This window comes from Burkholderia sp. Bp9015 (genome assembly GCF_003853505.1).
Taxonomy (GTDB): Bacteria; Pseudomonadota; Gammaproteobacteria; order Burkholderiales; family Burkholderiaceae; genus Burkholderia.
The window spans coordinates 34,966-58,826 of the sequence record NZ_QTPZ01000009.1; the positions used below are offsets into that span (position 1 = coordinate 34,966).

Here is a 23,861-nt window from a genome sequence, read left to right on the forward strand (position 1 = left end):
GCGCCGCTGCTACAGCCACATCGGCACGATCGAAGCCGCGAGCAGGATCCCCAAGCCCGCATTCACGCAGCGCCACTGCCGCTCCGTGCGGAGCACGCGCGCGAACAGCAGCCCGGCACAACACCAGAGCGACAGCGACGCCATCGCCGCCACGCCGAACGCCAGCCCGAGCAACGCGCCGAGCCGCACGGGGCCGGACGCGAGCGCGGCGAACGACGCGGCCGCGCCGAGCGTCATCGCCCAGCCCTTCGGGTTGTGCCACAGCATCCATACGCCGCTGACGAATCCTTGCGGCCGCTGCGCGGCCGCGTCGACACCGGGCTTGCCGCCGCGCGCGATGCGCGTGGCCAGCCACAGCAGATACAGCGAGCCGAGCACCTTCATCCCGAGCTGCAGCGCGGGCAGGGCCAGCAACACGCTGCCGAGCCCGGCCGCCGCCGCGGCGGCCATCGATGCCAGGCCGGCCGCGATGCCCGTCATCATCGGCAGCGAACGCCGATAGCCGAAATGCGCGCCCGATGCGGTTGCGAGGGTCGTCGCGCCACCCGGTGTCACCGTGGACACGATCACGAACAACAGCAGCGGCAAATAGTCTTGAAGCGGCACACGGGCTCCCGGTTCGGGTCGTCGAAGCTCCGTTTTACCCGCGCTCCGTGCATTACGACAGCGAAAGATTTTTATGCCAGTCATTAGCATTCATAATGCGAACCATGACACGCAACCTCGACATCGCCCTGCTTCGCGCCTTCGTCACGGTCGCCGATCACGGCAGCATGACGGCGGCGAGCCGCGCGCTGCACCTGACGCAAGGCGCGGTCAGCCAGCAGGTCGCGCGGCTCGAAACGCTGTCCGGCCCGCTGTTCGTGCGCGAGCATCGCAACCTGCTGCTCACGGCGGACGGCGAGCGTCTGCTCGCGCAGGCGCGCCGGCTGCTCGCCGCGCACGACGCACTGCTGACCGAGCTGACGGCCGGTGCGATGGAAGGCGCTGTGCGCATCGGCGCGCCGCAGGATCTCGTCGGCAGCTGTCTCGCGCCGATCCTGAAAGGCTATGCGCACGCGCATCCGCAAGTCGCGCTGTCGCTCGTGTGCGCGGCGTCGCCCGCACTGCGCAAGGCGCTGAGGCAAGGCGAGATCGATGTCGCGCTGATCGAGGCGCCGGTCGGGCCGTCGCGCGGCGAATGCATCGCCGTCGACCGTCTGGTCTGGGTCGGCGCGAAAGGCGGTAGCGCCCATCTGCAGACGCCGCTGCCCGTGTCGATGGTCGACCAGACCTGCGCGTTCCGCCCGACCGTGCTCGACGCGCTACGGGCCTGCGATCGCGCGTGGCGCACCGTGTTCGAGAACGGCAGCATCGACGCGACGGCCGCGACCGTGCGCTCCGATCTCGCGGTGACCGTCTGGCTCGCGTCCACCGTGCCGGCCGATCTCGACATTCTGCCGGCCGACAGCGGCCTGCCCGCCCTGCCGAACTTCGCGATCAACCTGCATCTGCCGCGCGGCCAGCACGCGCCGGCCGCGGCGGAACTGGCCCGCCATTTGCGCAACGGCTTCGCGCGCGTGCGCGCAGCCGCTTAGCGGTGAAGCTTCCCGCGTTCCGCCTCCCGCCTCCCGCGTTCCCCCAGCTTTCCGCTTTCCGCTTTCCGCTTTCCGCTTTCCGCTTTCCGCTTTCCACCTCTCGCCTTCCGCCTTCCAATTTCCGCTACGTGACCCCCGGCTCCTGCTGCGCCGGCGTCACGCCCGCCGCTTCCAGCGCCTGGTGCAGTGTCGGGAAAATGCACGACGCGCCGACGATCTCCGTGATCCGGTGGCGCTCCATATCGGCGTGCAGGTAGCGGTTCACGCGCCCGAACAGCACGCCGATCCGGCGCGCGTGCAACGCCTTGACGAGATCGGTGATCGTCCGCGCGGCGGAGTAATCGAGATCGGTGATCGCGCCCGCGTCGACGATGAACCAGCGCAGCGGTACCGGCGACGCGTCGACGAGTTCGGTCACTTCGGCGGCGAACCGATGGTCGTTCGCGAAGAACAGGTCGGAGCCGAACCGGTAGACGATCAGCCCCGGCGCCGTCATCGCGCCCGGCCGGGCCGGCACCGGCAGCCACCGCCCGTTGCCGTCGGCGGCTTCGAGCACCATCGTGTGCGGCTGATAGCTGTGCCGCACGTGCCGCATCAGCGACAGCGCGACGGCCAGCAGGATCCCGTGCTCGACACCGACCGTCACGACGGCCGCGGCGGTGACGAGCGCGAGCGTGAATTCGCCAGGGCTTTCCCTGCGGATCGCCGCGAGGCTGCGCACGTTGATCAGCCCGAGCGCGATCGTGAACACGATGCCGGCCAGCACCGCATGCGGCAGGTACTGCAGATACGCACTCAGGAACAGCAGCACCGCCGCGACGACCGCGGCGAACGCCAGATGCCCGATCTGGCTGCGCACGCCCGCGCCGTCGGCCATCGCGGTCTGCGTCGGGCTGCCGTTGACGACGAACGCGCCGCCCACCGCCGCCGCCGCGTTCGCGGCCGCGAGCCCGAGGATGTCGGCGTTGGTGTCGACGTCCTCGCCGTACTGCTGCGCGAACACGCGGGCCGCCGCCGCGCTCTGTGCGATGATCATCACGAAGCACGACGCGGCGACCGGCACGAGATCGAGGAACTGCTGCCACGTGACGGACGGCCAGCGCAGCGGCGGCAAGCCGCCCGCGACGGGCCCGAGCACGGCGATGCCTTGCGCGGCGAAGCCGAAGCAGTCGCTCGCGGCGATGCTGCCCGCCACCGCGATCATCGGCATCGGCACGCGCGGCACAAAGCGCTTGCACGCGAGAATCGCGACGACGACGAGCGCCGCGAGCGCGAGCGTCGGCCGATGCGCGTGGATCGCATGCGTGACGACGTAGTCGAGCTGGGCGACGCTGCGCGATGCCGGATACGGCACGGACAAGCCGAGCATGTCGCCGAGCATCGCGATCGACACCTGCACGCCGACGCCGGCCAGGAAGCCGACCAGCACCGTGCGCGACAGGAAATCGGCGAGAAAGCCGAGCTTGAAGATGCGCGCGAGCAGCAGCATCGCGGCGGTCAGCAGCGCGACCATGCCGGCCAGCGCGACGTACTCGGCGCTGCCCGCCGGCGCCATCGACGACAGGCGGCTCGCGAAAATGGTCGCGGTCGCGGAGTCGGCGGCGACCACCAGATGGCGCGACGCGCCGAAGCACGCGAACGCGATCAGCGGCAGGAACACGGTATAGAGGCCCGTCACGGCCGGCATGCCGGCGATGCGCGCATAGCCGAGCACCTGCGGGATATCCATCGACGCGAGCGAGATGCCCGCGAACACGTCGCGGATGGCCGACGCGCGCCGAACCGGCAGAATGCCCTTCAGCAGCCGCACGCGTGACGGCTGGCTTTCGTTGGAATCTTGCATGCGTGAAATGCGTGGTTGACCGGAACGACGTGGAAGCGGGGTTCGCGAAGCCGTTCGCGCATCGTGCCCCGAGCGGGCGATGCGTGGCAAGTGCACAGTATGTTGCGCGGCGTGAACACACTGACTCAAGGACTCAAGGACTCGAGGAAAATCCGCGCAACGGCGAGAATGTTGAGGAGCCCTGCGTCATGCATTCGCGGCATCAGGCCGGAACCCGATGGCACAATCACGGTCCCTTTCATGTGCCCTTCACCGGGCGCGCGCCGCGTCGCGGTACAGATTCAACGCACGAGAAGGCCCCTGTCCACCCTTATGACCCTGAACGAATCCTGGTTTGCGCCGCTCGTCGGCATCCTCATCCTGCTCGCCGCCGCCGGCGCGATCGCCGCCGCCGTCCATTTCCTGCTGTTTCGCGTAGTCGCGCGCCTCGCGCGGCTGTCGGCCACCCGCATCGACGACGCGCTGTTCGAGTTCGGCGCATTCAAGTGGCTGAACCGCATCGTGCCGTTCGTCGTGATCAAGCTCGGGCTCGGCGCGGTGCCCGGCATTCCCGCCGTGGCCGCGCAGGCTGCCGACAAGGTGCTGTTCGCGCTGATCGTGTTCCTGGTGTCGATGACGATCAGCGCGACGCTGTCCGCGCTCGAACACTCGCATCGCACGAGCCGGCGCGACCAGCCGCGCCTGTCGCTGAAAGGCGCGATGCAGCTCGTCAAGCTCGTGATGTTCATCACGGCCGCGCTCGTCGTGATCGGCGACGCGACCGGCAAGCAGATCGGCCTGCTGCTGTCGGGCATCGGCGCGATGTCGGCGGTGCTGATGCTGATCTTCAAGGACACGCTGCTCGGCCTCGTCGCCGGCGTGCAGCTGTCGTCGAACGACATGCTGCGGATCGGCGACTGGATCACGATGCCGTCGGCCGGCGCGGACGGCACCGTCATCGACATCACGCTGAACACGGTCAAGGTCGCGAACTTCGATCACACGATCATCACGGTGCCGACCTGGAAGCTGATCACCGAGAGCTACCAGAACTGGCGCGGGATGACCGAGGCCGGCGGGCGCCGCATCAAGCGCGCGCTGTTCATCGACGCGACGAGCGTGCGCTTTCTCGGCAACGACGAGATCGAACGGCTCGAACGCCTGACGCTGCTGAAGGACTACCTGGCAGACAAGGTCGACGCGATCGCGCAATGGAACGGCACGCTCGGCGCGGCCGGCGAATGCCCGGCGAACCGCCGCCAGCTGACGAATCTCGGCACCTTCCGCGCGTACGTCGCGAACTACCTGAAGGGCCATCCGCACATTCGCCGCGACATGACGTGCATGGCGCGCCAGCTGCCGCTGACGGCCGAAGGCATTCCGCTCGAACTGTACTGCTTCACCGACACGACGACCTGGGTCGATTACGAGGCGATCCAGTCCGACCTGTTCGATCACCTGATCGCGGTGCTGCCGGAGTTCGGGCTGCGTGTGTACCAGCATCCGTCGGGCTTCGACATGCGCCGGATGGTCGACACGGCGCAAGCCGGACTGCCCGCGCCGTCCGCGCGGTGACGCTTGCCTGCGCGGCCGGCAACGGGTCGCCGCCAGGAACGCGGTGTCGCGGCGGGCGCCGCGCCGCTCACCGCCCCGCGCACTCGGACGCGAGCCGCCCCACCACCTTCAGCGCCTCCTCGATCTGCCGCGACCACGGATAGCTGTAGTTGAGCCGGATGAAGTGCCGATAATCGGCGGTTGCCGAGAACATGTGGCCGGGCCCGATCGTGATCCCTTGCGCGAGCGCGAGCGCATACAGCTTCATCGCATCGACCTGCCGCGGCAGCTCGACCCACAGCACGTACCCGCCCTGCGGCTGCGACAACCGCGTGCCTTCCGGGAAGAAGCGCCGCACCATCGCGCTCATCAGGCTCGCCTGCTGCGCATACTGCTTGCGCATCCGCCGCAGATGAAAATCGTAGCCGTCGTGCTTCAGGTATTCGGCAATCGCGAGCTGCTCGATCGCGGGCGTCGCGAGCGTGTTCAGGAATTTCAGTTTCTCGACCTGGTCGCGGTAGCGGCCGGGCATCGCCCAGCCGATCCGGTAGCGCGGCGACAGGCTCTTCGTGAACGATGCGCAATGCAGCACGAGCCCGTCGCGGTCGTACGACTTCAGCGCGCTCGGCGTCGTGTCGCCGAAATGCAGCTCGTGATAGACGTCGTTCTCGATCGCGGGCACGCCGTGCTTCGCGAGCAGCTCGACGAGCGCGCGCTTGCGTGCATCGGGCATCTGGAAGCCGAGCGGATTCTGGAAATTCGGCATCACCATGCACGCGGCGATGCGCTCGCGCGCGAGGATCCGTTCGAGCGCGTCGAGATCGATGCCGTCGCCCGGATGGGTCGCCACCTCCAGCGCGCGCATGCCCATCCGCTCGATCGCGTGCAGCATCGCGTAGAACGTCGGCGACTCCACCGCGATCGTGTCGCCCGGTTTCGCGACCGCCTGCAGGCACAGGTTGATCGCCTCGGTCGCGCCGATCGTCATCACGATCTCGCCCGGCTCGACCGGAATTCCGCGCTCCGCGTAGCGCCGCGCGATCTGGCGGATCAGCTCCGGGTTGCCGGGCGGCAGGTCGTCGATCACGCCCCAGCGCGTGCGGCGCCGCCCGATCGTCTGCGCGTAGCGTGCGAGACGCTGCACCGGGAACTGCGACGCATCGGGATACGGCGAGCCGAGCGGCACCGCGTCGTCGCGCGAGATCGTGCGCAACGTCGACAGCACGAGCCGGCTCACGTCCACCGCCGACGGCTCGGCCGCCGGCGCCGACATGTGCAGCTCTGCCTCGGCCGGCGCCGTGGCGCGCGCCCGCACGAAGTAGCCCGACTGCGGCCGGCTCTCGATCAGGCCGCGGCTCTCCAGCACGAGGTACGCGCGCAGCACGGTCGTGACGCTGAGCTGCTGCTGCCGGCTCGCCTGGCGCACCGACGGAATCCGCTCGCCGGGCCGGTACACGCCGCGCTCGATCTGCGCCTGCAGATCGTCGGCCAGTTGTTCATAACGCTTCACGCGCCTCCCTTTCAACTTCCCTTCAACAACACAGTTGCGGTCCGCACTGCCCGGATGGCCGAAACTGTACTCTTTTTTGAAGATGAAAGGTGTACACACAGCGGCCGGAGCGCCGCGCGTACTCTGCGTGCATCGCCCCTGACACCCTGCATCATGAAAAAGAAATCCGCCGCCGCGCGCATCGAACCGTACACCCACCCGGCTGCCGGCTGGGGCGCGCTGAAAGCCGTCACGATCAACCTGATCAAGGAAAAGGTCACCGGCGGCAACTACCGCACGCTGCTGCGCCAGAACCAGCCCGACGGCTTCGACTGCCCGGGTTGCGCGTGGCCGGACCGCCAGCACGCATCGACGTTCGAATTCTGCGAAAACGGCGTGAAGGCCGTGGCCGCCGAAGCGACGAGCAAGCGCGTGACGCCCGAATTCTTCGCCGCGCATACGGTCACCGAGCTGCTCGAACAGTCGGATTTCGAGCTCGAACAACACGGCCGCCTGACCGACCCGATGGTGTACGACGCGCAGACCGACCGCTACGTGCCGATCGCGTGGGACGAAGCGTTCGAGCTGATCGCGCGCCACCTGCGCGCGCTGCCGGACCCGAACCAGGCCGCGTTCTACACGTCCGGCCGCGCGAGCAACGAGGCGGCGTTCCTGTACCAGTTGCTGGTGCGGCTGTACGGTACGAACAACTTCCCCGACTGCTCGAACATGTGCCACGAGGCGACGAGCCGCGGACTGCCGGCGTCGGTCGGCGTCGGCAAGGGCACCGTCACGCTCGACGATTTCGAGCACGCGGACATGCTGCTGATCTTCGGCCAGAACCCGGCGACCAACCATCCGCGGATGATGGGCGAGCTGCGCGAATGCGCGAAGCGCGGCGCGACGATCGTGTCGATCAACCCGCTGAAGGAACGCGGGCTCGAGCGTTTCGCCGATCCGCAAAGCCCACTCGAGATGCTGACGATGTCGGGCACGAAGATCGCATCGACCTTCATCCAGCCGACGATCGGCGGCGATTTCGCGCTGATCAAGGGGATGGCGAAGCGCGTGCTGGAGCTCGACGATGCCGCGCGCGCCGCCGGCGCGCCGCGCGTGCTCGACACCGCGTTCATCGACGAGCACACGGCCGGCTTCGACGCGTTCGCCGACGATCTGCGCAATGAAAGCTGGTCCGCGCTGACGGCCGAAAGCGGCGTGCCGTACGAGCAGATCGACGGCCTTGCGCAGCGCTACGCGCGCAGCGAGCGCGTGATCGCGACGTGGGGCATGGGCATCACGCAGCACAAGCATTCGGTCGCGACCGTGCAGATGCTGACGAACCTGATGCTGATGCGCGGCAACATCGGCCGCCCCGGCGCGGGCCTGTGCCCGGTGCGCGGCCACTCGAACGTGCAGGGCAACCGCACGGTCGGGATCGAGGAAAAGCCGTCGCAGGCGTTCCTCGACCGGCTCGGCCACGTGTTCGACTTCGAGCCGCCGCGTCACCACGGCTACGACGTCGTCGAAACCATCGAAGGGATGCTCGAAGGCCACGTGAAGGTGCTGATCGGCCTCGGCGGCAACTTCGCGATGGCGACGCCCGACACGCCGCGCACGTGGGCAGGCATGCGCCGCTGCGATCTCTCCGTGCACATCACGACGAAGCTGAACCGCAGCCACCTGATCCACGGCCGCGACGCGCTGATCCTGCCGACGCTCGGCCGCACCGAGATCGACCTGCAGGACAACGTCGCGCAGGGCGTGACGGTCGAGGATTCGATGAGCATGGTCCACGTGTCGTACGGGATGAACAAGCCGGCGTCCGCGAACCTGATGTCGGAACCGGCGATCGTCGCGCACATGGGCCACGCGCTGTTCGGCAGCGGCAAGATCGACTGGCTCGCGTACAAGGACGACTACGCGAAGATCCGCGACGCGATCGAGGCGACGCTCGACGGCTTCTACGACTACAACACGCGTATCGCGCGGCCGGGCGGCTTCCACCTGCGCGTCGCGTCGCGCGATCGCGAATGGCTGACGCCGACGGGCAAGGCGAACTTCATCGCGCATGCGCTGCCGACCGACACGCCGATCCAGCGCGCCCGCGCACTGCACGGCGAGCGCCTGATGACGCTGATGACGACGCGCTCGCACGACCAGTACAACACGACCGTCTACGGGCTCGACGACCGCTATCGCGGCGTGTACGGCCAGCGCCGCGTGGTGTTCGTCAACCGCGACGACCTCGCGATGCTCGGCCTGAAGGCCGGCGACCGGGTCGACATGGAAACCGTGTGGCACGACGGCATCGAGCGGCGCGCGGACGGCTTCCTGCTCGTCGAATACGACATCCCGCGCGGCTGCATCGGCGCGTATTACCCGGAAACGAACCCGCTGGTGCCGCTCGACAGCGTCGGCGACGTGTGCAACACGCCGACGTCGAAGTCGGTGCCGGTGCTGCTGCACCGCGCGGCCGCGCCGGCGTCGGCTGCCGCCTGACGGAGCGCCGCGATGATCGTCCGGCCGCGCGAGCACTGGCTGCGGATGCTGCTCGTCTGGAACGGGTCGGTGCTGCCGACCATCCTGCCGCAGCTCGTGCTGACGCTCGCGATCAGCCTCGTCGCGGTGTGGGGTGGCGGCCGCGTGCTCGGCGAGAAGGTGCCGCTGAACCCGACGCCGTTCACGCTGATCGGTCTCACGCTCGCGATCTTCGCGGGGTTTCGCAACAACGCGAGCTACGAACGCTATCGCGAGGGCCGGCAGCTGTGGGGTGGCGTGCTGACCGCCACGCGCACGCTGGTGTCCCAGGCGCTCTGCTACGGCGCGGTCGACGGCGACGATGCCTCACGGCAGGCGTTCGTGCGCAAGGTCGTCGCGTTCGTCTATGCGCTGAAGCATCAGCTGCGCGGCACCGCTCCGGCGCCGGACCTGCGCACGCTGCTCGACGACGCGACCTATGCACACATCGTCGCCGCCCGGTTTGCGCCGATCGCGATCGTTCATGAACTGCGCGAAGCCTTCGCCGCGCGCGCCGATGCGGGCCGTCTCGCCGATACGCGGCTGTGGATGCTCGACGCGCGCCTCGACGATCTGGTGTCGATGGTGAGCGGCTGCGAGCGCATCGCGTCGACCCCGATCCCGTTCTCGTACGACGTGCTGCTGCACCGGACCATCTATGCGTACTGCGTGCTGCTGCCGTTCGGTCTCGTCGATTCGATCGGCGCGGCGACGCCGTTCGTCACCGTGTTCGTCGCCTATACGCTGATCGCGCTCGACGCGATCGCGCATGCGATCGCGGAGCCGTTCGGCGACGGGCCGAACCACCTCGCGCTCGATGCGATGACGCGCACGATCGAGCGCACGCTGCTCGAACTGAACCGCGAGCCGCTGCCGGCGGAGGTGACGCCCGGCCCGGCGTATCGGCTCACCTGACGGGCCGATACGGCCGACGCGCTGTAATAAACACTTGCAAGCGATACAGCCGGAAACGTCAACAGCCGGGGCCCGCACAGCGTTTTTTCGACAAGCGCGCACGTTTCGTGACGCGCAACGACAGGAGAAAACGTCATGCGAGCCCTTACCCGCCATCTCGCGATCGCCGCCACCCTGATGTCGGTGCTGACCGGCACCGCGTTCGCCGAAACGCCGTGGCAGCAGGCGCATCCGCGCCGCGAGGAGGTCAACCAGCGTCTCGCCAACCAGAATCGCCGGATCCGTCACGAAGTGAAGGAAGGCGAGATGTCGCACGCCCGGGCCGCGCGCCTGCACCGTGACGACCGCAGGATCCGCCGGGAAGAGCGGGACATGGCCGCGCAGGATCGCGGCCACATTACGCAGAGCGAAAAGCACGTGCTGAACCAGCAGGAAAATGCGGTCAGCCACAAGATCGGCCAATAACGCCGGCAAACGTCGATTCGCCATCGCTTGAAACGCCCGCTGCCGCCGCGCGACAGCGGGCGCTTGTTGTTGTATCGAATCGTTTCAGCCGGCCGTTCGTGTCAAGTGCCGCGGGTATACTCCGACGTCAGCCGCCGCCCGTATCGACCGTCAAAAACGGCACGATTGCGGCGGTTTCGTCGCGAAGCTTCGCGTTTCGCGTACCCCGCGCCCCAGCCTCGACACGAGACACACGACGATTCCGATCATGAAACGATTCCTGCTGCTCATTCCCGCCGCCCTGCTCGCCGCCTGCGGTTCCGCGCCCTCGTCCGACTCGGCCGCGTCCGGCCCGGCGCCGATGATCTACGTGTCGTCGGCGCGTCCGGCCCACGCGATCGCCAACTGCCTCGACAGCCGCCTGTCCGGTACCGAGCAATCGCAGCACAACGGCGTGACCGACATCACCGTCGGCTCGCGCTCGTACTTCGTCACGCTCACGCCGTCGGGCCACGGTTCGGTCGTCAAGGTCGTGCGCGGCTCGGGCAGCGAGCCGGCCGAGGAAGCGATGCGCTTCGCGATCGCGCGCTGCGTGATCTGACCGCCGCCGCTGCCGGGCACCGCGCCCGGCACGCAAGCCGCTTCCCCCGGGCGCCGTTCCGCGCGCCCGTCGAATTTTTTCATCCGGGCGGCCGTCGATGAGAGAATCGCACCACGATTCCCTTTCCACGGAGCCCGCATGAAGCACCTGCTGTCCCGGCTGTTCGTCAGCGCCGCGCTCGTCGCGCTTGTTCCGGCGCTGCCGGCGCAGGCCGCGACGCCGCCCGGCATTTTCGTCGTCGCCACCCAGCTCGGCGAATTCACGACCCTCGATCCGAGCGAGATCTACGAGCTCGTGCCGTCCGAGTACGTCGCGAACACCTACGAACGGCTCGTGCGGGTCGACCTGAAGGACCCGACGCGCTTCGACGGGCAGATCGCGCAATCCTGGACGGTCGGCGCCGACGGGCTCACCTATACGTTCAAGCTGCGCCCCGGCCTCGCGTTCCACTCCGGCAACCCGGTCACCGCCGACGACGTCGCATGGTCGCTGCAGCGCACCGTCCTGCTCGACAAGGGCCCGGCCGGCGTGCTCGCCGATCTCGGCCTCACGAAAACGAACGTGATGCAGAAGGTGCGCGCGGTCGACCCGCAGACCTTCGTGCTCGAAACCGACCGCAAGTACGCGCCGAGCTTCGTGCTCAACGTGCTGAGCGCGTGCCCGGCGTCGGTGCTCGACAAGAAGCTGCTGATGTCGCACCAGCAGGGCAATGATTTCGGCAGCGGCTGGCTGAAGACCAACGACGCGGGCTCGGGCCCGTACCAGCTCGCCAAGTGGACGCCGAACGAAAGCATCGTGTTGCAGCGTTTCGACAAGTACCGCGCGCCGTACCCGATGAAACGCGTCGTGCTGCGCCACGTGCCCGAGGCATCCGCGCAGCGGCTGCTGCTGGAAAACGGCGACGTCGACGCCGCGCGCAACCTGAGCCCCGACAGCCTCGCCGCGCTGACCAAGGCCGGCAAGATCAAGGTCGCGTCGTGGCCGGTGTCCGCGCTGCTGTACCTGAGCCTGAACACGAAGAACCCGAATCTCGCGAAGCCCGAGGTCCAGCAGGCGATGAAGTGGCTGGTCGACTACGACGGCATCCAGCGCAACATCGTCAGCACGACCTACAAGGTCCACGAGACCTTCCTGCCGGAAGGCTTCCTCGGCACGCTGAATGCGAACCCGTACAAGCTGAACGTCGCGAAGGCGAAGGCGCTGCTCGCTAAGGCCGGCCTGGCGAACGGCTTCGACGTGACGATGGACATGCCGAACGATTATCCGTACCTCGAGATCGCGCAGGCGCTGCAGGCCAACTTCGCGCAGGGCGGCATCCGCGTGAAGCTGATCCCGGGCGATGCGAAGCAGGCGATCGGCAAGTACCGCGCGCGCCAGCACGACATCTTCATCGGCGAATGGTCGCCCGACTACATGGACCCGAACAGCAATGCGCGCGGCTTCGCCTGGAATCCGGACAATTCCGACCAGTCGAAGACGAAGATGCTCGCGTGGCGCAACAGCTGGGACATCCCGCAGCTGACGAAGGACACCGAGGCCGCGCTGGTCGAGCCGTCGCCCGCGAAGCGCGCGCAGCGTTACGAGGCGCTGCAGAAGGCCGTGCTCGCGAACTCGCCGTTCATCATCATGTTCGAGAAGGTCGTGCAGGTCGCGACGCGCCCCGGCACGACCGGGCCGGAGATCGGCCCGATCAACGACCTCGTGTCGTACCGGACGCTGGCGAAATAAGGCCGGCTGCCCGCGCGACCGGCAACGCCGGCGCGCGGGCGCATCCGTCATCCAATACGCTTCGCTCGGGGACTACACAATGCGCTCATTACAAGACCTGCGGCTGGAATTCCTCCAGTACAAGATCGAACCGATCGGCTGGCTCGGCGACAGCCCGTCGCGCTTCGACTTCTATACCCGCACGGCCGCCGGATGCGACAGCATCCTCGAGCTGGGCGTGTTCACCGGACTGACCACGACGGCCTTCATGCTCGCGCAGCCGAAGCGGCTCGTGTCGGTCGACATCACCGATCAGTATTTCCACATCCAGGACGAGCTGAAGCACGCGGCGCAGGAACTGGCGATCGACTTCGAATTCAGGATTGCCGATGACCTTGCAATGGACCCGCTCGCGTGCGACCTGCTGTTCATCGACACCACGCACACGTACGAGCAGACGCTCGCCGAACTGAACCGGTTTGGCCCACTCGCGCGCAAGAAGATCGTGCTGCACGACATGAACACGTCGGGCGTCTACCAGGCCGTATTCCAGTGGCTGTGGGACAACAAGCAGTTTCACATCACGTATCACGACAGCCGCGGCTGCGGCGCGGTCGTGTGCGAGCGTCACGTCGGCTATTGAGCCGCGCACGCGCAACGGGAGGCACCATGCATGCGAACGGACACGCGGTCTGCGTGGCGATCAACGACAACAACCGCGCGTGGTACGAGATGCTCGTGCCGTTCCTGCTGTCGCTGCGGCAGACAGGCTACGACGGGCAGGTGGCCGTCATCGGCTACGGACTGTCCGAACGCAAGCGGCGCATCCTGGAAAGCCAGTCGGTCGACGTGATCGAAGCGTCGAGCGCGCATGCGCTGCCGGTCGGCCGCTTCATCGAGGCCGCCGACTATTGCGCGCGCAATCCGCACATCACGAAACTCGCGCTGTACGACGCGGACATCTGGTTCTGCGCGTCCTCGTTCGACCTGTTCTCCCGGATCGCCGACGACCGCCTGTACGCATGCCCCGACCCGCTGTTCTGCACGTTCGTCGTCACGCCGCTGATCGGCGAGCGGCGCGACGCGCACTGGCGTCTCGTCGTCGACGACGTGCAGGCGCGTCACGGCGGTGCGCTGCAGGCCGGACTGGTCGCCGGCACGGCCACCGCGTGGGCGCGTTTCGCGGCGCATCTGCGCGACTGCGTCGCCCGCATCGGCACCGACTTTCAGGAATGCTTCGGAATCGACACGACGTTCCTGCACCTGTGGGGCGCGCGCGGCGAAACCGCGCTGCTCGACCCGGTCCAGAACTTCGTCAGCAAGAACGGCATTCACGAATCGTTCGATCCGAGCAACGGCACCACGACGTTGCGCTATCAGGGCGAACCGATCCGCGCGCTGCACATGACCGGCGACATCCGTTTCTTCGATCGCTGGCGCTACTACGCGAACCATGTCGACGCCGCATTGCGCGACGGCATGCCGTTCGCGCTGTCGGACGGCACGCCGGCACTGTCCGACACGGCCGCCGCCCGCATCGCCGCGACCGAATACGTGCGTTCGGCCGGGCTGACCGTCAACTCCGCCGCGATCGAGGGCAGCGCGGGCGCGTACCTGCAGGCGCTCGACGAACCGGGCGGCACGATGCTCGTCGGCAGCGGGAACCACGAGATCGTGTTGACCGCGACCCGCGACATCGCGCGGCTGAACGTGTACATCACGCACCCGTCCGGCTCGCCGTCGCCGCTGCGATGCGAGGTGCTGATCGATGGGCAGGCGCAGCACAAGGGCCCTGATCTGATGACCCATTTCTGGTATCGGATCTCGGCCGGCACCGTCATCACGCTGCGCTCGACGAGCCTCGGCGGCCAGCAGTGCAACGCGATCTGGCGGCTGCGCGAGGCGCCGGACATGCAGCAGTAGGCAGTGGACGACGCGTAGGCGGTTCGCCGCCCGACGTCAGGCGCGCGGTGTTTCGGCGAGACGTTCGGCGGCGAACCGCAATCCGCCCAGAATGCGTTCGGCGATCCGCGCCGGAAACCCGGCCGGCAGCGTCGCGCCGACCGACTCGATCACGTGCGGCGTCGCGGCGACCAGCCGTTCGATGATCGGCGTCGCGATATCGCCGAGCAGACAATGCTCGGCCATCGCACTGAAGTGACTGCGTGTGATGTCGCGCATCGCGTAGTGCTTGCGCTTGCCGTGCACGGCCATCGCGAGTTTGGCCTTGTGCCACGACCACTGGTTCGCGCCGTCGCCCTCGACCGGCCAGATCGACATCACGTCGTAGAGCGGCGTCAACCGGAACCGACCGCCCGGCAGCAGGCGCAGGCTGAAGTTCTTCGCATGCCCGTCCGGTGCGGCAAGCATCCAGAACACGATCAGTGCGGCAAACAGCGTGTCGAGGTCAGCCTGCGCCGTTTCCGACCGGCGCAGGATGGCGGCCAGATCCGGCACGCCGGGGCCGCCCTGCGATTCGTATTTCAGATGCGGCGGCACGCCGAGCGCCTGGCAGAAATCCTCCTGCGGCAAGCGCAACAGCCATCCACCTTCACGATGCAGCGCACGATCGAAACGCGCGACCGACAGCACCTTGTGCTCGCCGAAACGCACGATTTCGGCATCGGCCGTCGGCAGGCCGTACGCGCGCAGGATCGCGAGACACAACCACTCGTTTTCGACGGAAGCGGTGAGATCCGCACGCTTGTTGCCGACCAGACCGAGCGGCAGCTTGAGGATATGCGTCGTCGGTGTCGCGCCATGCGGGCGCATCCATCGCCCTTCGTGAAACAGCAGCGCGGTCTTTTCCTGCGCGCCGGCGAGCGACAGGCGGAAGTCGTCGTCGTGTGCGCCACCTGCCACCCCGCTCGCCTGATCGAGCACGCGCGCGACCTCGTCGTCCGACAACGGCGTACCGTCGATGCGGTCATGGCCGGCCGGTACTTCGTCCTCGCCGAGCAGTTGCACCGCGCCGACGCAGTCGCGGCCGAGCGCGGCGAGCAGATCGAACGGCTCGATCGTCGCCGTGCCGAACCGGGATGCCAGCCGGCGACGAATGGCGTCGCTGTCCGGCAGCAGATTGTCGAAGTAGTGGTTCACACGCTCGCCGCGCAACGGCGTATCGCCGACGCCGAACGGCAGCGACAGCGACAATGGGCGGCCCGCGGCGGACTGCTTCCAGCCGGCGTCGTACCGCAACTCCATGTCGCCGCGCGCCGGGATCCGCCATGTCCCGACCCGCTGGCCGTTGGCCCAGATCGACAGCGCGCGGGTGTGCGAGTTGCGCCCCATCGCTTACCAGTCGATGTCGGCAGCGTCGCGCCCGTCCTTTGTGCGGACGCTGAGCTCGAGACCGTACAGCGCGGTCAGTTCGAGCAATTGGCTGAGCGACAGGCTGGCGGTGCGCGTGGTCTCGAGCGACGACAGGCGCGACTGGCCGACGCCGATGCGCGCCGCCGCCTCGGCTTGCGTCAGCCCCTTGGCCTGACGCGCGGACGACAGGATTTCGCCCAGTTGCGCGGGCGTATTGACGATGAAATCCACGGCTCGGGTCCAGTAGGCAATAAATGCAGTATATCTCTGACAGACATAAACGCAAATTATTGCTGACAGACATAAGCGTAAAATATCTCTGTCAGAAATAATCTGCGTGATTACGCATCGCGACATTGCCGTCGGGGACGCGTACCCGACCCTATCACCCTCCGCCAAACCATAGTTTTTATCCGCTGGCGCGAATGATTTTGGTTTTGTTAGATGGATGACACCGAATCATCCGATGACAAACATCTAACAGACCGATGACCTGCGCGTTCGCCCATACCGTCGAATCCCGCTTTGCCGAGCTGACGCCGACCGCGAAGCGCATCGCGAGCTACATGCTCGCGAATCTCGACCGTCTCGGGCTCGAAACCGCCGACCAGATCGCGCAGCAGGCCGGCACCAGCGGCATCTCGGTCGGGCGCTTCCTGCGCAGCATCGGCTACCGGAACCTCGACGATCTGAAACGCGAACTGCGCGGCGGCAGCGATCGCCCGTGGATGATCACCGATCGCCTCGACGAATATCGCCGCGCCGCCGGCACACACGTGAGCGACGGCGACGGCACCCGCAGCGACGGCACGCTGGCATCGTCGCTCGATCGCGAACTCGACGCGATCCGCCACGTCTACCGGCTCGCGGAAGAACCCGTGTTCGCGCAGGTCGCGGACCGGATCGCGCATGCCGACGCCGTGTTCATCCTCGGCATCCAGTCGACCCGCGGCATCAGCAATGCGTTCAGCAGCTATCTCGAATACCTGCGCCCTCGCGTGTTCTATTCCGACGGCCAGTCGGGCTCGTACGTCGATTCGCTGAACTCCGAATTCGAGCGGCCGTACTGCATCGTCACCGATACGCGTGCCTATTCGCGCAGCGCGCGCCGCTATTGCCAGGCGGCCGCCGAGCGCGGCCAGCCGTTCGCGCTGGTCACCGATCTCTATTGCCCATGGGCGCGTGAATGGCCGGCCGACCTGCTGCAGGTGAAGACCGACGTCGGCCAGTTCTGGGATTCGCTCGCGCCGCTCACCTGCCTGTTCAACCTGCTGATCACCGCCGTGGTCGACCGCCTCGGCCCCGCGATCGACCGGCGCGTCGCGCGCAACCGCGAACTGCAGCGCACGTTCGACCAATTCGAATCCTGAGCGCCCCGACCGCCGATGAACCCTCCCCGCCTCGTCGAAATCACGCCCGCCACGCATCGCGTCGAGATCGATCTCGTCTACGCGACCGAGCGCAACCTGACCGGCAAGGCGATCTACCGCCGCGCGCATTGCCTGCTGCTCGAGCCTGCCGAAGCCGCGCTGCGCCGCGCGGTCGACGTCGCCGCGCAGGCCGGCTTCACGCTGCGCGTCTACGATGCGTACCGGCCGCCGCAGGCGCAGCAGGTGCTGTGGGATTTCCTGCCCGACCCGAACTTCGTCGCCGATCTCGGCCGCGGCTCGAACCACAGCCGCGGCACCGCGCTCGACCTGACACTCGTCGACGCGAACGGCGAGGCGGTCGACATGGGCACCGGCTTCGACGAGATGGTGGCCGCGTCGGGCCACTTCCACGCGGGGCTGCCCGAAGCCGTGCAACGCAACCGGCTGCTGCTGCTCGGCGTGATGCACGCGGCCGGCTTCGCGCATATCGACAGCGAGTGGTGGCACTACGAGCTGCCCGGTTCGCATGCGTTGCCGCAGATCGACAACGCCGCGAGCGGCCCGTGGCGCCTGATGTAACGACACTGCACGTTCCCTTCACCGTTCACGTTCAACGACTTCAACGACACATGGAGAAACGCACATGAAGCCCCTGACCTCCCGGCTCGTCGCGGCGCTGGCCGCCGCGTCCGTGCTCGCCGCCGTTCCGCTTGCCGCCGCACGCGCGGAAACGCCGAAGGACATGTTCGTGATGGCCACGCTGCTCGACGAATTCACGACACTCGATCCCGGCGAGATCTACGAGCTGGTGCCGGAGGAATACGTCGCTAACACGTACGACCGGCTGGTGCGCGTCGACCTGCGCGATCCGTCGAAATTCAACGGCGACGTCGCGCAGTCGTGGACGGTGAGCCCCGACGGGCTGACCTATACGTTCAAGCTGCGCCCGGGCCTCAAGTTCCACTCGGGCAACCCGCTGACGGCCGACGACGTCGCCTGGTCGATCCAGCGCGCGGTGCTGCTCGACAAGGGCCCGGCCGCCGTGCTGACCGGCATCGGCCTCACGAAGGCGAACGTCGTCGCGAACGTGAAGAAACTCGACGACCAGACGGTGTCGATCACGACCGACCACAAATACGCGCCGACCTTCGTGCTGAACGTGCTCGGCTCGTGGCCCGCGTCGGTGCTCGACAGGAAGCTGCTGCTGTCGCACCAGCAGGGCGACGACTTCGGCAACGCATGGCTGAAGACCAACGAGGCCGGCTCCGGCGCGTACAAGCTGGTCAAGTGGGCGGCCGGCGACAGCATCGTGCTGCAGCGCTTCGACGGCTACCGGCTGCCGCTCGCGATGAAGCGCATCGTGCTGCGCCACGTGCCCGAAGCGGCGAGCCAGCGCCTGCTGCTGGAAAACGGCGACGTCGACGCGGCGCGCGACCTGAGCCCCGACGATCTCGCGTCGGTCGTGAAATCCGGCAAGGCGAAGGTGATGGCCTCGCCGCAGGCGACGCTGCTCTATCTCGGCCTGAACACGAAGAACCCGACGCTCGCGAAGCCCGACGTGCAGGAAGCGCTGAAGTGGCTGATCGATTATTCCGGCATCCAGACCAACGTCGTGAAGACGACTTACAAGGTGCACCAGACCTTCCTGCCCGAAGGCTTCCTCGGCACGCTGAAGGCGAACCCGTACAAGCTCGACGTCGCGAAGGCGAAGGCGCTGCTTGCGAAGGCCGGCGTGCCGAACGGCTTCTCGGTGACGATGGACGTGCGCAACGACTATCCGTATACGGAGATCGCGCAGGCCGTGCAGGCGAACTTCGCGCAGGCGGGCGTCAAGGTGCAGCTGATTCCCGGCGACAACAAGCAGACGCTCGCGAAATACCGTGCGCGCCAGCACGACATCTATATCGGCGAATGGTCGGCCGACTACATCGACCCGCACAGCAACGCGCAGGGTTTCGCATGGAACCCCGACAACTCCGACAAGTCGAGCTATAAAATGCTGGCCTGGCGCAACAGCTGGGACATTCCGCAACTGACGAAGGAGACCGACGCCGCGCTCGCCGAGCCGACCGCCGCGCAACGCGCGCAACGGTATCAGGCGATGCAGAAGGACCTGCTCGCGCGCTCGCCGTTCGTGATCATGTTCGAGAAAATCGCGCAGGTCGCGACGCGGCCCGGCGTGAGCGGGCTCGAAGTCGGACCGATCAACGATCTCGTGTCGTACCGTAACCTGAAGAAGCAATAAGATTCGCCGCATGTCGACTCCCGTCTCCTCCCTCGAAGCACTGCGCACGCTGCCCGCGCGCCGCCCGGCCGTACGCTGGGCGCTGCGCGTGCTGCGCTGGGCGCTCACGCTCGCCGTCACGTTCGCGGGGCTGCTCGCGCTGACGTTCGTGATCGGCCGCAAGGTGCCGATCGATCCCGTGCTCGCGATCCTCGGCGATCGCGCGTCGGCCGAGGCGTACGCGGCCGAGCGCCTCGCGCTGGGCCTCGACAAGCCGCTCGTCACGCAGTTCATGATCTACGCGCGCGACGTGCTGCACGGCGATCTCGGCATGTCGCTGCTGACGTCGAACCCGGTGCTCGACGACATCAGGCGCGTGTTCCCCGCCACGCTCGAACTCGCGACGATCGCGACGCTGATCGGCATCGCGATCGGCGTGCCGCTCGGCGTCGCGGCCGCGGTGAAGCACAACCGGCCGATCGACCACGTCGCGCGCTTCGTCGGCCTGATCGGCAATTCGGTGCCGGTGTTCTGGCTCGGGCTGATGGGGCTGCTGCTGTTCTATGCGCGGCTGCACTGGGTCGGCGGCCCCGGCCGGCTCGATCCCGTGTACGACGGGATGGTCGACCCGCGCACGGGCAGCCTGCTGATCGACGCGGCGCTCGCGGGCGAGTGGGACGTGTTCCGCAACGCGGTGTCGCACATCGCGCTGCCGGCCGCGATCCTCGGCTACTACTCGGTCGCGTACCTGAGCCGGATGACGCGCTCGTTCATGCTCGACCAGCTGAGCCAGGAATACATCGTCACCGCGCGCGCGAAAGGCTTGTCCGAGCGCCGCGTGATCTGGCGGCACGCGTTCGGGAACATCGCGGTGCCGCTCCTGACCGTGATCGCGCTCACGTACAGCAACCTGCTCGAAGGCTCGGTGCTGACCGAGATCGTGTTCGCGTGGCCGGGGCTCGGCTCGTACCTGACGGGTGCGCTGCTGAACGCCGACATGAACGCGGTGCTCGGCGCGACGCTCGTGATCGGCGCGATGTTCATCACCGTCAACCTGCTGACCGACGCGCTGTACCGCGTGTTCGATCCGCGTGCGCGCTGAGGGCTGCCGCGACATGACTGCTGCCGCCCTGCTTCCTTTCCCGTCCATGCCGAAGGTGTCCCGATCATGAATGCCGAGCGTCTCACGCTGCGCGCGTGGCTGCTTTCCGATGCGCCCGCGTCGCGCGCGCAGGCCGCGTTCGGCCTTGCGTATCGCCGCTGGCGCCGCTTCGCCGCCAATCCGCTCAACCTGTTCGGGCTCGCGATCCTGGTCGCGCTGATCGTCGTCGCGATCGTCGGCCCGCTGATCATGCCGCACGATCCGCTGCGCCAGGTGCTGTCCGACCGCCTGCTGCCGCCCGGCTCGCCGTCGCACTGGCTCGGCACCGACCAGCTCGGCCGCGACATCCTCTCGCGGCTGATCGACGGCTCGCGCCTCACGCTCGGCATCGCGCTGCTCGTGGTCGTGATCGTCGTGCCGATCGGCCTCGCGATCGGCACGACGGCCGGCTATTGCGGCGGTTTCGTCGACAGCGTGCTGATGCGCATTACCGACATCGCCCTCGCGTTCCCGAAGATCGTGCTCGCGCTCGCGTTCGCGGCCGCGCTCGGGCCCGGCGTGATCAACGCGGTCGTCGCGATCTCGATCACCGCGTGGCCCGCCTATGCGCGGCTCGCGCGCGCGGAGACGATCCGCATCGCGCAGGCCGACTACATCCACGCGGCGCGCCTGCAGGGCGCATCGGGCCCGCGGATCCTGCTGCGCTACATCGTGCCGCTGTGCATGTCGTCGGTGATCGTGCGCGCGACGCTCGACATGGCCGGCATCATCCTGACCGTCGCGGGCCTCGGCTTCCTCGGCCTCGGCGCGCAGCCGCCGAGCCCCGAATGGGGCTTCATGGTCGCGTCCGGCCGCAACGTGCTGCTCGACGCGTGGTGGGTCGCGACGCTGCCCGGCGCGGCGATCCTGCTCGTCAGCCTCGCGTTCAACCTGCTCGGCGACGGGCTGCGCGACGTCTTCGATCCGCGTCATGGAGCGTGACATGTCACTGAATTCCGTCAACGCCGCCGCGCCGCTCTGCGAGATCGACGGCCTGAAGATCGGGTTTCGCGGACACGACGGCGTCGTGTCCGACGCGGTGCGCGACCTGTCGCTGACGCTCGCGCCCGGCGAACGGCTCGGCATCGTCGGCGAATCGGGCTCCGGCAAATCGCTGACGGGCCGCGCGCTGCTCGGCCTGCTGCCGGAAGCCGCGCGCTGGTCGGCCCGCACGATGCGCTTCGCGGGCCACGATCTGCTCGCGATATCGGCGAGCGAACGCCGGCGCCTGTGCGGCAGCCAGATGGGGATGATCCTGCAGGATCCGAAGTATTCGCTGAACCCGGTGATGACCGTCGCGAAGCAGATGGGCGAAGCATTCCGGCTGCATGAGCCGGGGCTGCGCGGCCGCGCGCTGCGCGAACGGATCGTCGATGCGCTCGCGGCCGTGCAGATCCGCGATCCGGCGCGCGTCGCCGATGCGTATCCGCACGAGCTGTCGGGCGGCATGGGCCAGCGCGTGATGATCGCGATGATGGTGTCGACCGGCCCGCGCCTGTTGATCGCCGACGAACCGACCTCCGCGCTCGACGTCGCGGTATCGATGCAGGTGCTCGCGGTGCTCGACGCGATGATCGCGCGGCACGGCACCGGCCTGATGTTCATCAGCCACGACCTGCCGCTCGTGATGTCGTTCTGCGATCGCGTCGCGGTGATGTATGCGGGCCGCGTCGTCGAAACCTGCGCCGCGCGCGACCTGCGCAATGCCACGCATCCCTACACACGCGGGCTGCTCGCGGCGAACCCGCCGCTCGCGAACCCGCCCGACGAACTGCCGGTGCTGCGGCGCGATCCGGCGTGGCTCGATACGGTTTCGCCTGCAAGCGCTGCGACGGCACAACAGGAGTCCGCACCATGATCGACGTCGATCACGCCTCGATCCGTTTTCCGACCCGCACGGGCCATGTCGACGCCGTGCGCGATGCGAGCTTCGCGGTGCGCGACGGCGAAGTGTTCGGGCTCGTCGGCGAATCGGGCTCCGGCAAGTCGACACTGCTGCGTGCGCTGACCGGCCTCGTGCCGCTCGCGGGCGGCAGCCTGTCGATCGACGGCCGGCCCGTCGGCGGCACGCCCGACCGCGCATTCCGCCGCCACGTGCAGATGGTGTTCCAGGATCCGTACGCGTCGCTGCATCCGCGCTTCACGGTCGACCAGACGCTGCGCGAGCCGCTGTCGATCCACGGGATCGACGACGCCGACGCGCGCATCGCCCGCGCGCTGTCCGAAGTCGGGCTCGGCCCGGCGTTCCGCTTCCGCTATCCGCACCAGCTGTCGGGCGGCCAGCGCCAGCGTGTCGCGATCGCGCGTGCGCTGATCGTCGAGCCGCGCGTGCTGCTGCTCGACGAGCCGACCTCCGCGCTCGACGTGTCGGTGCAGGCGGAGATCCTGAACCTGCTGCGCCGCCTGCATCGCGAACGCAACCTGACGATGATCCTCGTCAGCCACAACCTCGCGGTGATCGGCTTCCTGTGCCAGCGCGTCGCGGTGATGCAGCATGGCGAGATCGTCGAACAGCTGCGGATCGAGGACGTGCGCGCCGGGCAGGTGGCACGCGACTACACGCGCACGCTGCTGCGCGCGACAGAAGGGTACCGCCGGCTCGATCCGGTCGCCTGACATGTGCGCGACGCGCGGGCGTGCGATACTCGGCACCCCGTGCGTCGGTGCGCCAGTGCGCCGACGCGCCGCCGAATGGAACCCTCGCGCGCCGCGCGGGTCCATGTCCTTTCGTCAACAGCTCAACAGCTATAGGGAGGCGTTCATGCTGCAATTCATCGAAACCCTGGTGGTCGGGCTCATCGTCGGCCTCCTCGCCCGTGCGCTCAAGCCCGGCGACGACAAGATGGGTATCCTGATGACCATCGTGCTCGGCATCGTCGGCTCGCTCGTCGCGGGCTACATCGGCCGCGCTGCCGGCTGGTATGCGCCGGGCCAGGGCGCGGGCTGGATCGCGTCGATCATCGGCGCGATCGTGCTGCTCGTGATCGTCGGCGCGGTGCGCAAGCGCGCGGGCTGACCGCCGCATCGCCCGCGTCGGTGCACAACGGCCGCTCGTTCACACGAGCGGCCGTTTTTCTTTTTGCACACCTCAATTCGCGCCCGCCTCGAATCGTTGAATCCTCAACGATTTACCGGCAAATGCCGCATCCATTGACGCCCCTTCCGCAAGCGTACGCCACCGGCAATAC

22 protein-coding genes are annotated in these 23,861 nt (G+C 67.8%); 17 read left to right on the plus strand and 5 right to left on the minus strand.

Annotated features, from left to right (window positions below):
- Window positions 1-9 precede the first annotated feature (9 nt).
- Window positions 10-606, minus strand: coding sequence for a LysE family translocator (locus tag DIE12_RS12045; protein WP_124520676.1), 597 nt, complete (start codon window positions 604-606; stop codon window positions 10-12).
- A gap of 95 nt (window positions 607-701) precedes the next feature.
- Between DIE12_RS12045 and DIE12_RS12050 the strand changes: the two genes are divergently transcribed.
- Window positions 702-1,577 (plus strand): LysR substrate-binding domain-containing protein, encoded by an 876-nt coding sequence (locus DIE12_RS12050; RefSeq protein ID WP_044843261.1) that lies wholly within the window; start codon window positions 702-704, stop codon window positions 1,575-1,577.
- A 124-nt stretch (window positions 1,578-1,701) separates the two neighbouring features.
- Here DIE12_RS12050 and DIE12_RS12055 read toward each other — a convergent pair whose 3' ends face one another.
- Entirely contained in the window at window positions 1,702-3,420 is a 1,719-nt protein-coding gene (locus tag DIE12_RS12055) for a SulP family inorganic anion transporter (protein ID WP_124520678.1), read from the minus strand.
- 312 nt (window positions 3,421-3,732) lie between these two features.
- Here DIE12_RS12055 and DIE12_RS12060 point away from each other — a divergent pair, with 312 nt between their 5' ends.
- Window positions 3,733-4,974, plus strand: coding sequence for a mechanosensitive ion channel family protein (locus tag DIE12_RS12060; RefSeq protein ID WP_044843259.1), 1,242 nt, complete (start codon window positions 3,733-3,735; stop codon window positions 4,972-4,974).
- 67 nt (window positions 4,975-5,041) lie between these two features.
- Here DIE12_RS12060 and DIE12_RS12065 read toward each other — a convergent pair whose 3' ends face one another.
- Complete coding sequence (locus DIE12_RS12065) at window positions 5,042-6,463, minus strand: PLP-dependent aminotransferase family protein (protein ID WP_124489623.1); 1,422 nt, start codon at window positions 6,461-6,463, stop codon at window positions 5,042-5,044.
- A gap of 153 nt (window positions 6,464-6,616) precedes the next feature.
- Here DIE12_RS12065 and DIE12_RS12075 point away from each other — a divergent pair, with 153 nt between their 5' ends.
- The 7 genes from DIE12_RS12075 to DIE12_RS12105 all read left to right on the plus strand — a co-directional run bounded on the left by DIE12_RS12075 (window position 6,617) and on the right by DIE12_RS12105 (window position 14,549).
- Window positions 6,617-8,941 (plus strand): FdhF/YdeP family oxidoreductase, encoded by a 2,325-nt coding sequence (locus tag DIE12_RS12075; protein ID WP_124520680.1) that lies wholly within the window; start codon window positions 6,617-6,619, stop codon window positions 8,939-8,941.
- 12 nt (window positions 8,942-8,953) lie between these two features.
- A complete protein-coding gene (locus tag DIE12_RS12080) occupies window positions 8,954-9,874 on the plus strand; it encodes a bestrophin family protein (RefSeq protein WP_124520682.1) in 921 nt (306 codons plus the stop codon).
- 135 nt (window positions 9,875-10,009) lie between these two features.
- On the plus strand, window positions 10,010-10,339 hold the full coding sequence (locus DIE12_RS12085; RefSeq protein WP_044843255.1) for a hypothetical protein: 330 nt from the start codon (window positions 10,010-10,012) through the stop codon (window positions 10,337-10,339).
- 247 nt (window positions 10,340-10,586) lie between these two features.
- Entirely contained in the window at window positions 10,587-10,919 is a 333-nt protein-coding gene (locus DIE12_RS12090; protein WP_124520953.1) for a sugar ABC transporter ATPase, read from the plus strand.
- A 138-nt stretch (window positions 10,920-11,057) separates the two neighbouring features.
- Window positions 11,058-12,647 (plus strand): ABC transporter substrate-binding protein, encoded by a 1,590-nt coding sequence (locus tag DIE12_RS12095; RefSeq protein ID WP_124520684.1) that lies wholly within the window; start codon window positions 11,058-11,060, stop codon window positions 12,645-12,647.
- Between the two features lie 79 nt (window positions 12,648-12,726).
- Window positions 12,727-13,269 (plus strand): class I SAM-dependent methyltransferase, encoded by a 543-nt coding sequence (locus DIE12_RS12100; protein ID WP_124520686.1) that lies wholly within the window; start codon window positions 12,727-12,729, stop codon window positions 13,267-13,269.
- 26 nt (window positions 13,270-13,295) lie between these two features.
- A complete protein-coding gene (locus DIE12_RS12105) occupies window positions 13,296-14,549 on the plus strand; it encodes a hypothetical protein (RefSeq protein ID WP_124520688.1) in 1,254 nt (417 codons plus the stop codon).
- Between the two features lie 36 nt (window positions 14,550-14,585).
- Here the strand turns inward: DIE12_RS12105 and DIE12_RS12110 are convergent, their stop codons facing one another.
- Together DIE12_RS12110 and DIE12_RS12115 are read right to left on the minus strand one after the other, a co-directional pair.
- Entirely contained in the window at window positions 14,586-15,917 is a 1,332-nt protein-coding gene (locus tag DIE12_RS12110; protein ID WP_124520690.1) for a type II toxin-antitoxin system HipA family toxin, read from the minus strand.
- A gap of 3 nt (window positions 15,918-15,920) precedes the next feature.
- Window positions 15,921-16,169 carry a helix-turn-helix transcriptional regulator gene (locus tag DIE12_RS12115; protein WP_044843249.1) on the minus strand — a complete coding sequence of 83 codons (249 nt, stop codon included), beginning with the start codon at window positions 16,167-16,169 and terminating at the stop codon, window positions 15,921-15,923.
- Window positions 16,170-16,426: 257 nt separating this feature from the next.
- Here DIE12_RS12115 and sapR point away from each other — a divergent pair, with 257 nt between their 5' ends.
- The 8 genes from sapR to DIE12_RS12155 all read left to right on the plus strand — a co-directional run bounded on the left by sapR (window position 16,427) and on the right by DIE12_RS12155 (window position 23,689).
- A complete protein-coding gene (sapR, locus tag DIE12_RS12120; RefSeq protein WP_044843248.1) occupies window positions 16,427-17,308 on the plus strand; it encodes a sap1 transcriptional regulator SapR in 882 nt (293 codons plus the stop codon).
- Between the two features lie 15 nt (window positions 17,309-17,323).
- The gene (ddpX, locus tag DIE12_RS12125) at window positions 17,324-17,887 is read left to right on the plus strand and encodes a D-alanyl-D-alanine dipeptidase (protein ID WP_124489615.1); all 564 of its coding nucleotides are present in this window, start codon (window positions 17,324-17,326) and stop codon (window positions 17,885-17,887) included.
- Between the two features lie 64 nt (window positions 17,888-17,951).
- The gene (locus DIE12_RS12130; protein WP_124520692.1) at window positions 17,952-19,553 is read left to right on the plus strand and encodes an ABC transporter substrate-binding protein; all 1,602 of its coding nucleotides are present in this window, start codon (window positions 17,952-17,954) and stop codon (window positions 19,551-19,553) included.
- A 10-nt stretch (window positions 19,554-19,563) separates the two neighbouring features.
- Window positions 19,564-20,634 (plus strand): ABC transporter permease, encoded by a 1,071-nt coding sequence (locus DIE12_RS12135; protein WP_124489613.1) that lies wholly within the window; start codon window positions 19,564-19,566, stop codon window positions 20,632-20,634.
- 66 nt (window positions 20,635-20,700) lie between these two features.
- Window positions 20,701-21,615: a nickel transporter permease gene (gene nikC, locus DIE12_RS12140; protein WP_124492228.1), complete on the plus strand. Its 915-nt coding sequence runs from the start codon at window positions 20,701-20,703 to the stop codon at window positions 21,613-21,615.
- Window position 21,616: 1 nt separating this feature from the next.
- On the plus strand, window positions 21,617-22,531 hold the full coding sequence (locus tag DIE12_RS12145; RefSeq protein ID WP_124520694.1) for an ABC transporter ATP-binding protein: 915 nt from the start codon (window positions 21,617-21,619) through the stop codon (window positions 22,529-22,531).
- Complete coding sequence (locus DIE12_RS12150) at window positions 22,528-23,289, plus strand: ABC transporter ATP-binding protein (RefSeq protein WP_124520696.1); 762 nt, start codon at window positions 22,528-22,530, stop codon at window positions 23,287-23,289. The genes DIE12_RS12145 and DIE12_RS12150 overlap by 4 nt, the downstream gene beginning before the upstream one ends.
- Window positions 23,290-23,434: 145 nt before the next feature.
- Window positions 23,435-23,689 (plus strand): GlsB/YeaQ/YmgE family stress response membrane protein, encoded by a 255-nt coding sequence (locus tag DIE12_RS12155; protein WP_124488210.1) that lies wholly within the window; start codon window positions 23,435-23,437, stop codon window positions 23,687-23,689.
- Window positions 23,690-23,861: the final 172 nt, after the last annotated feature.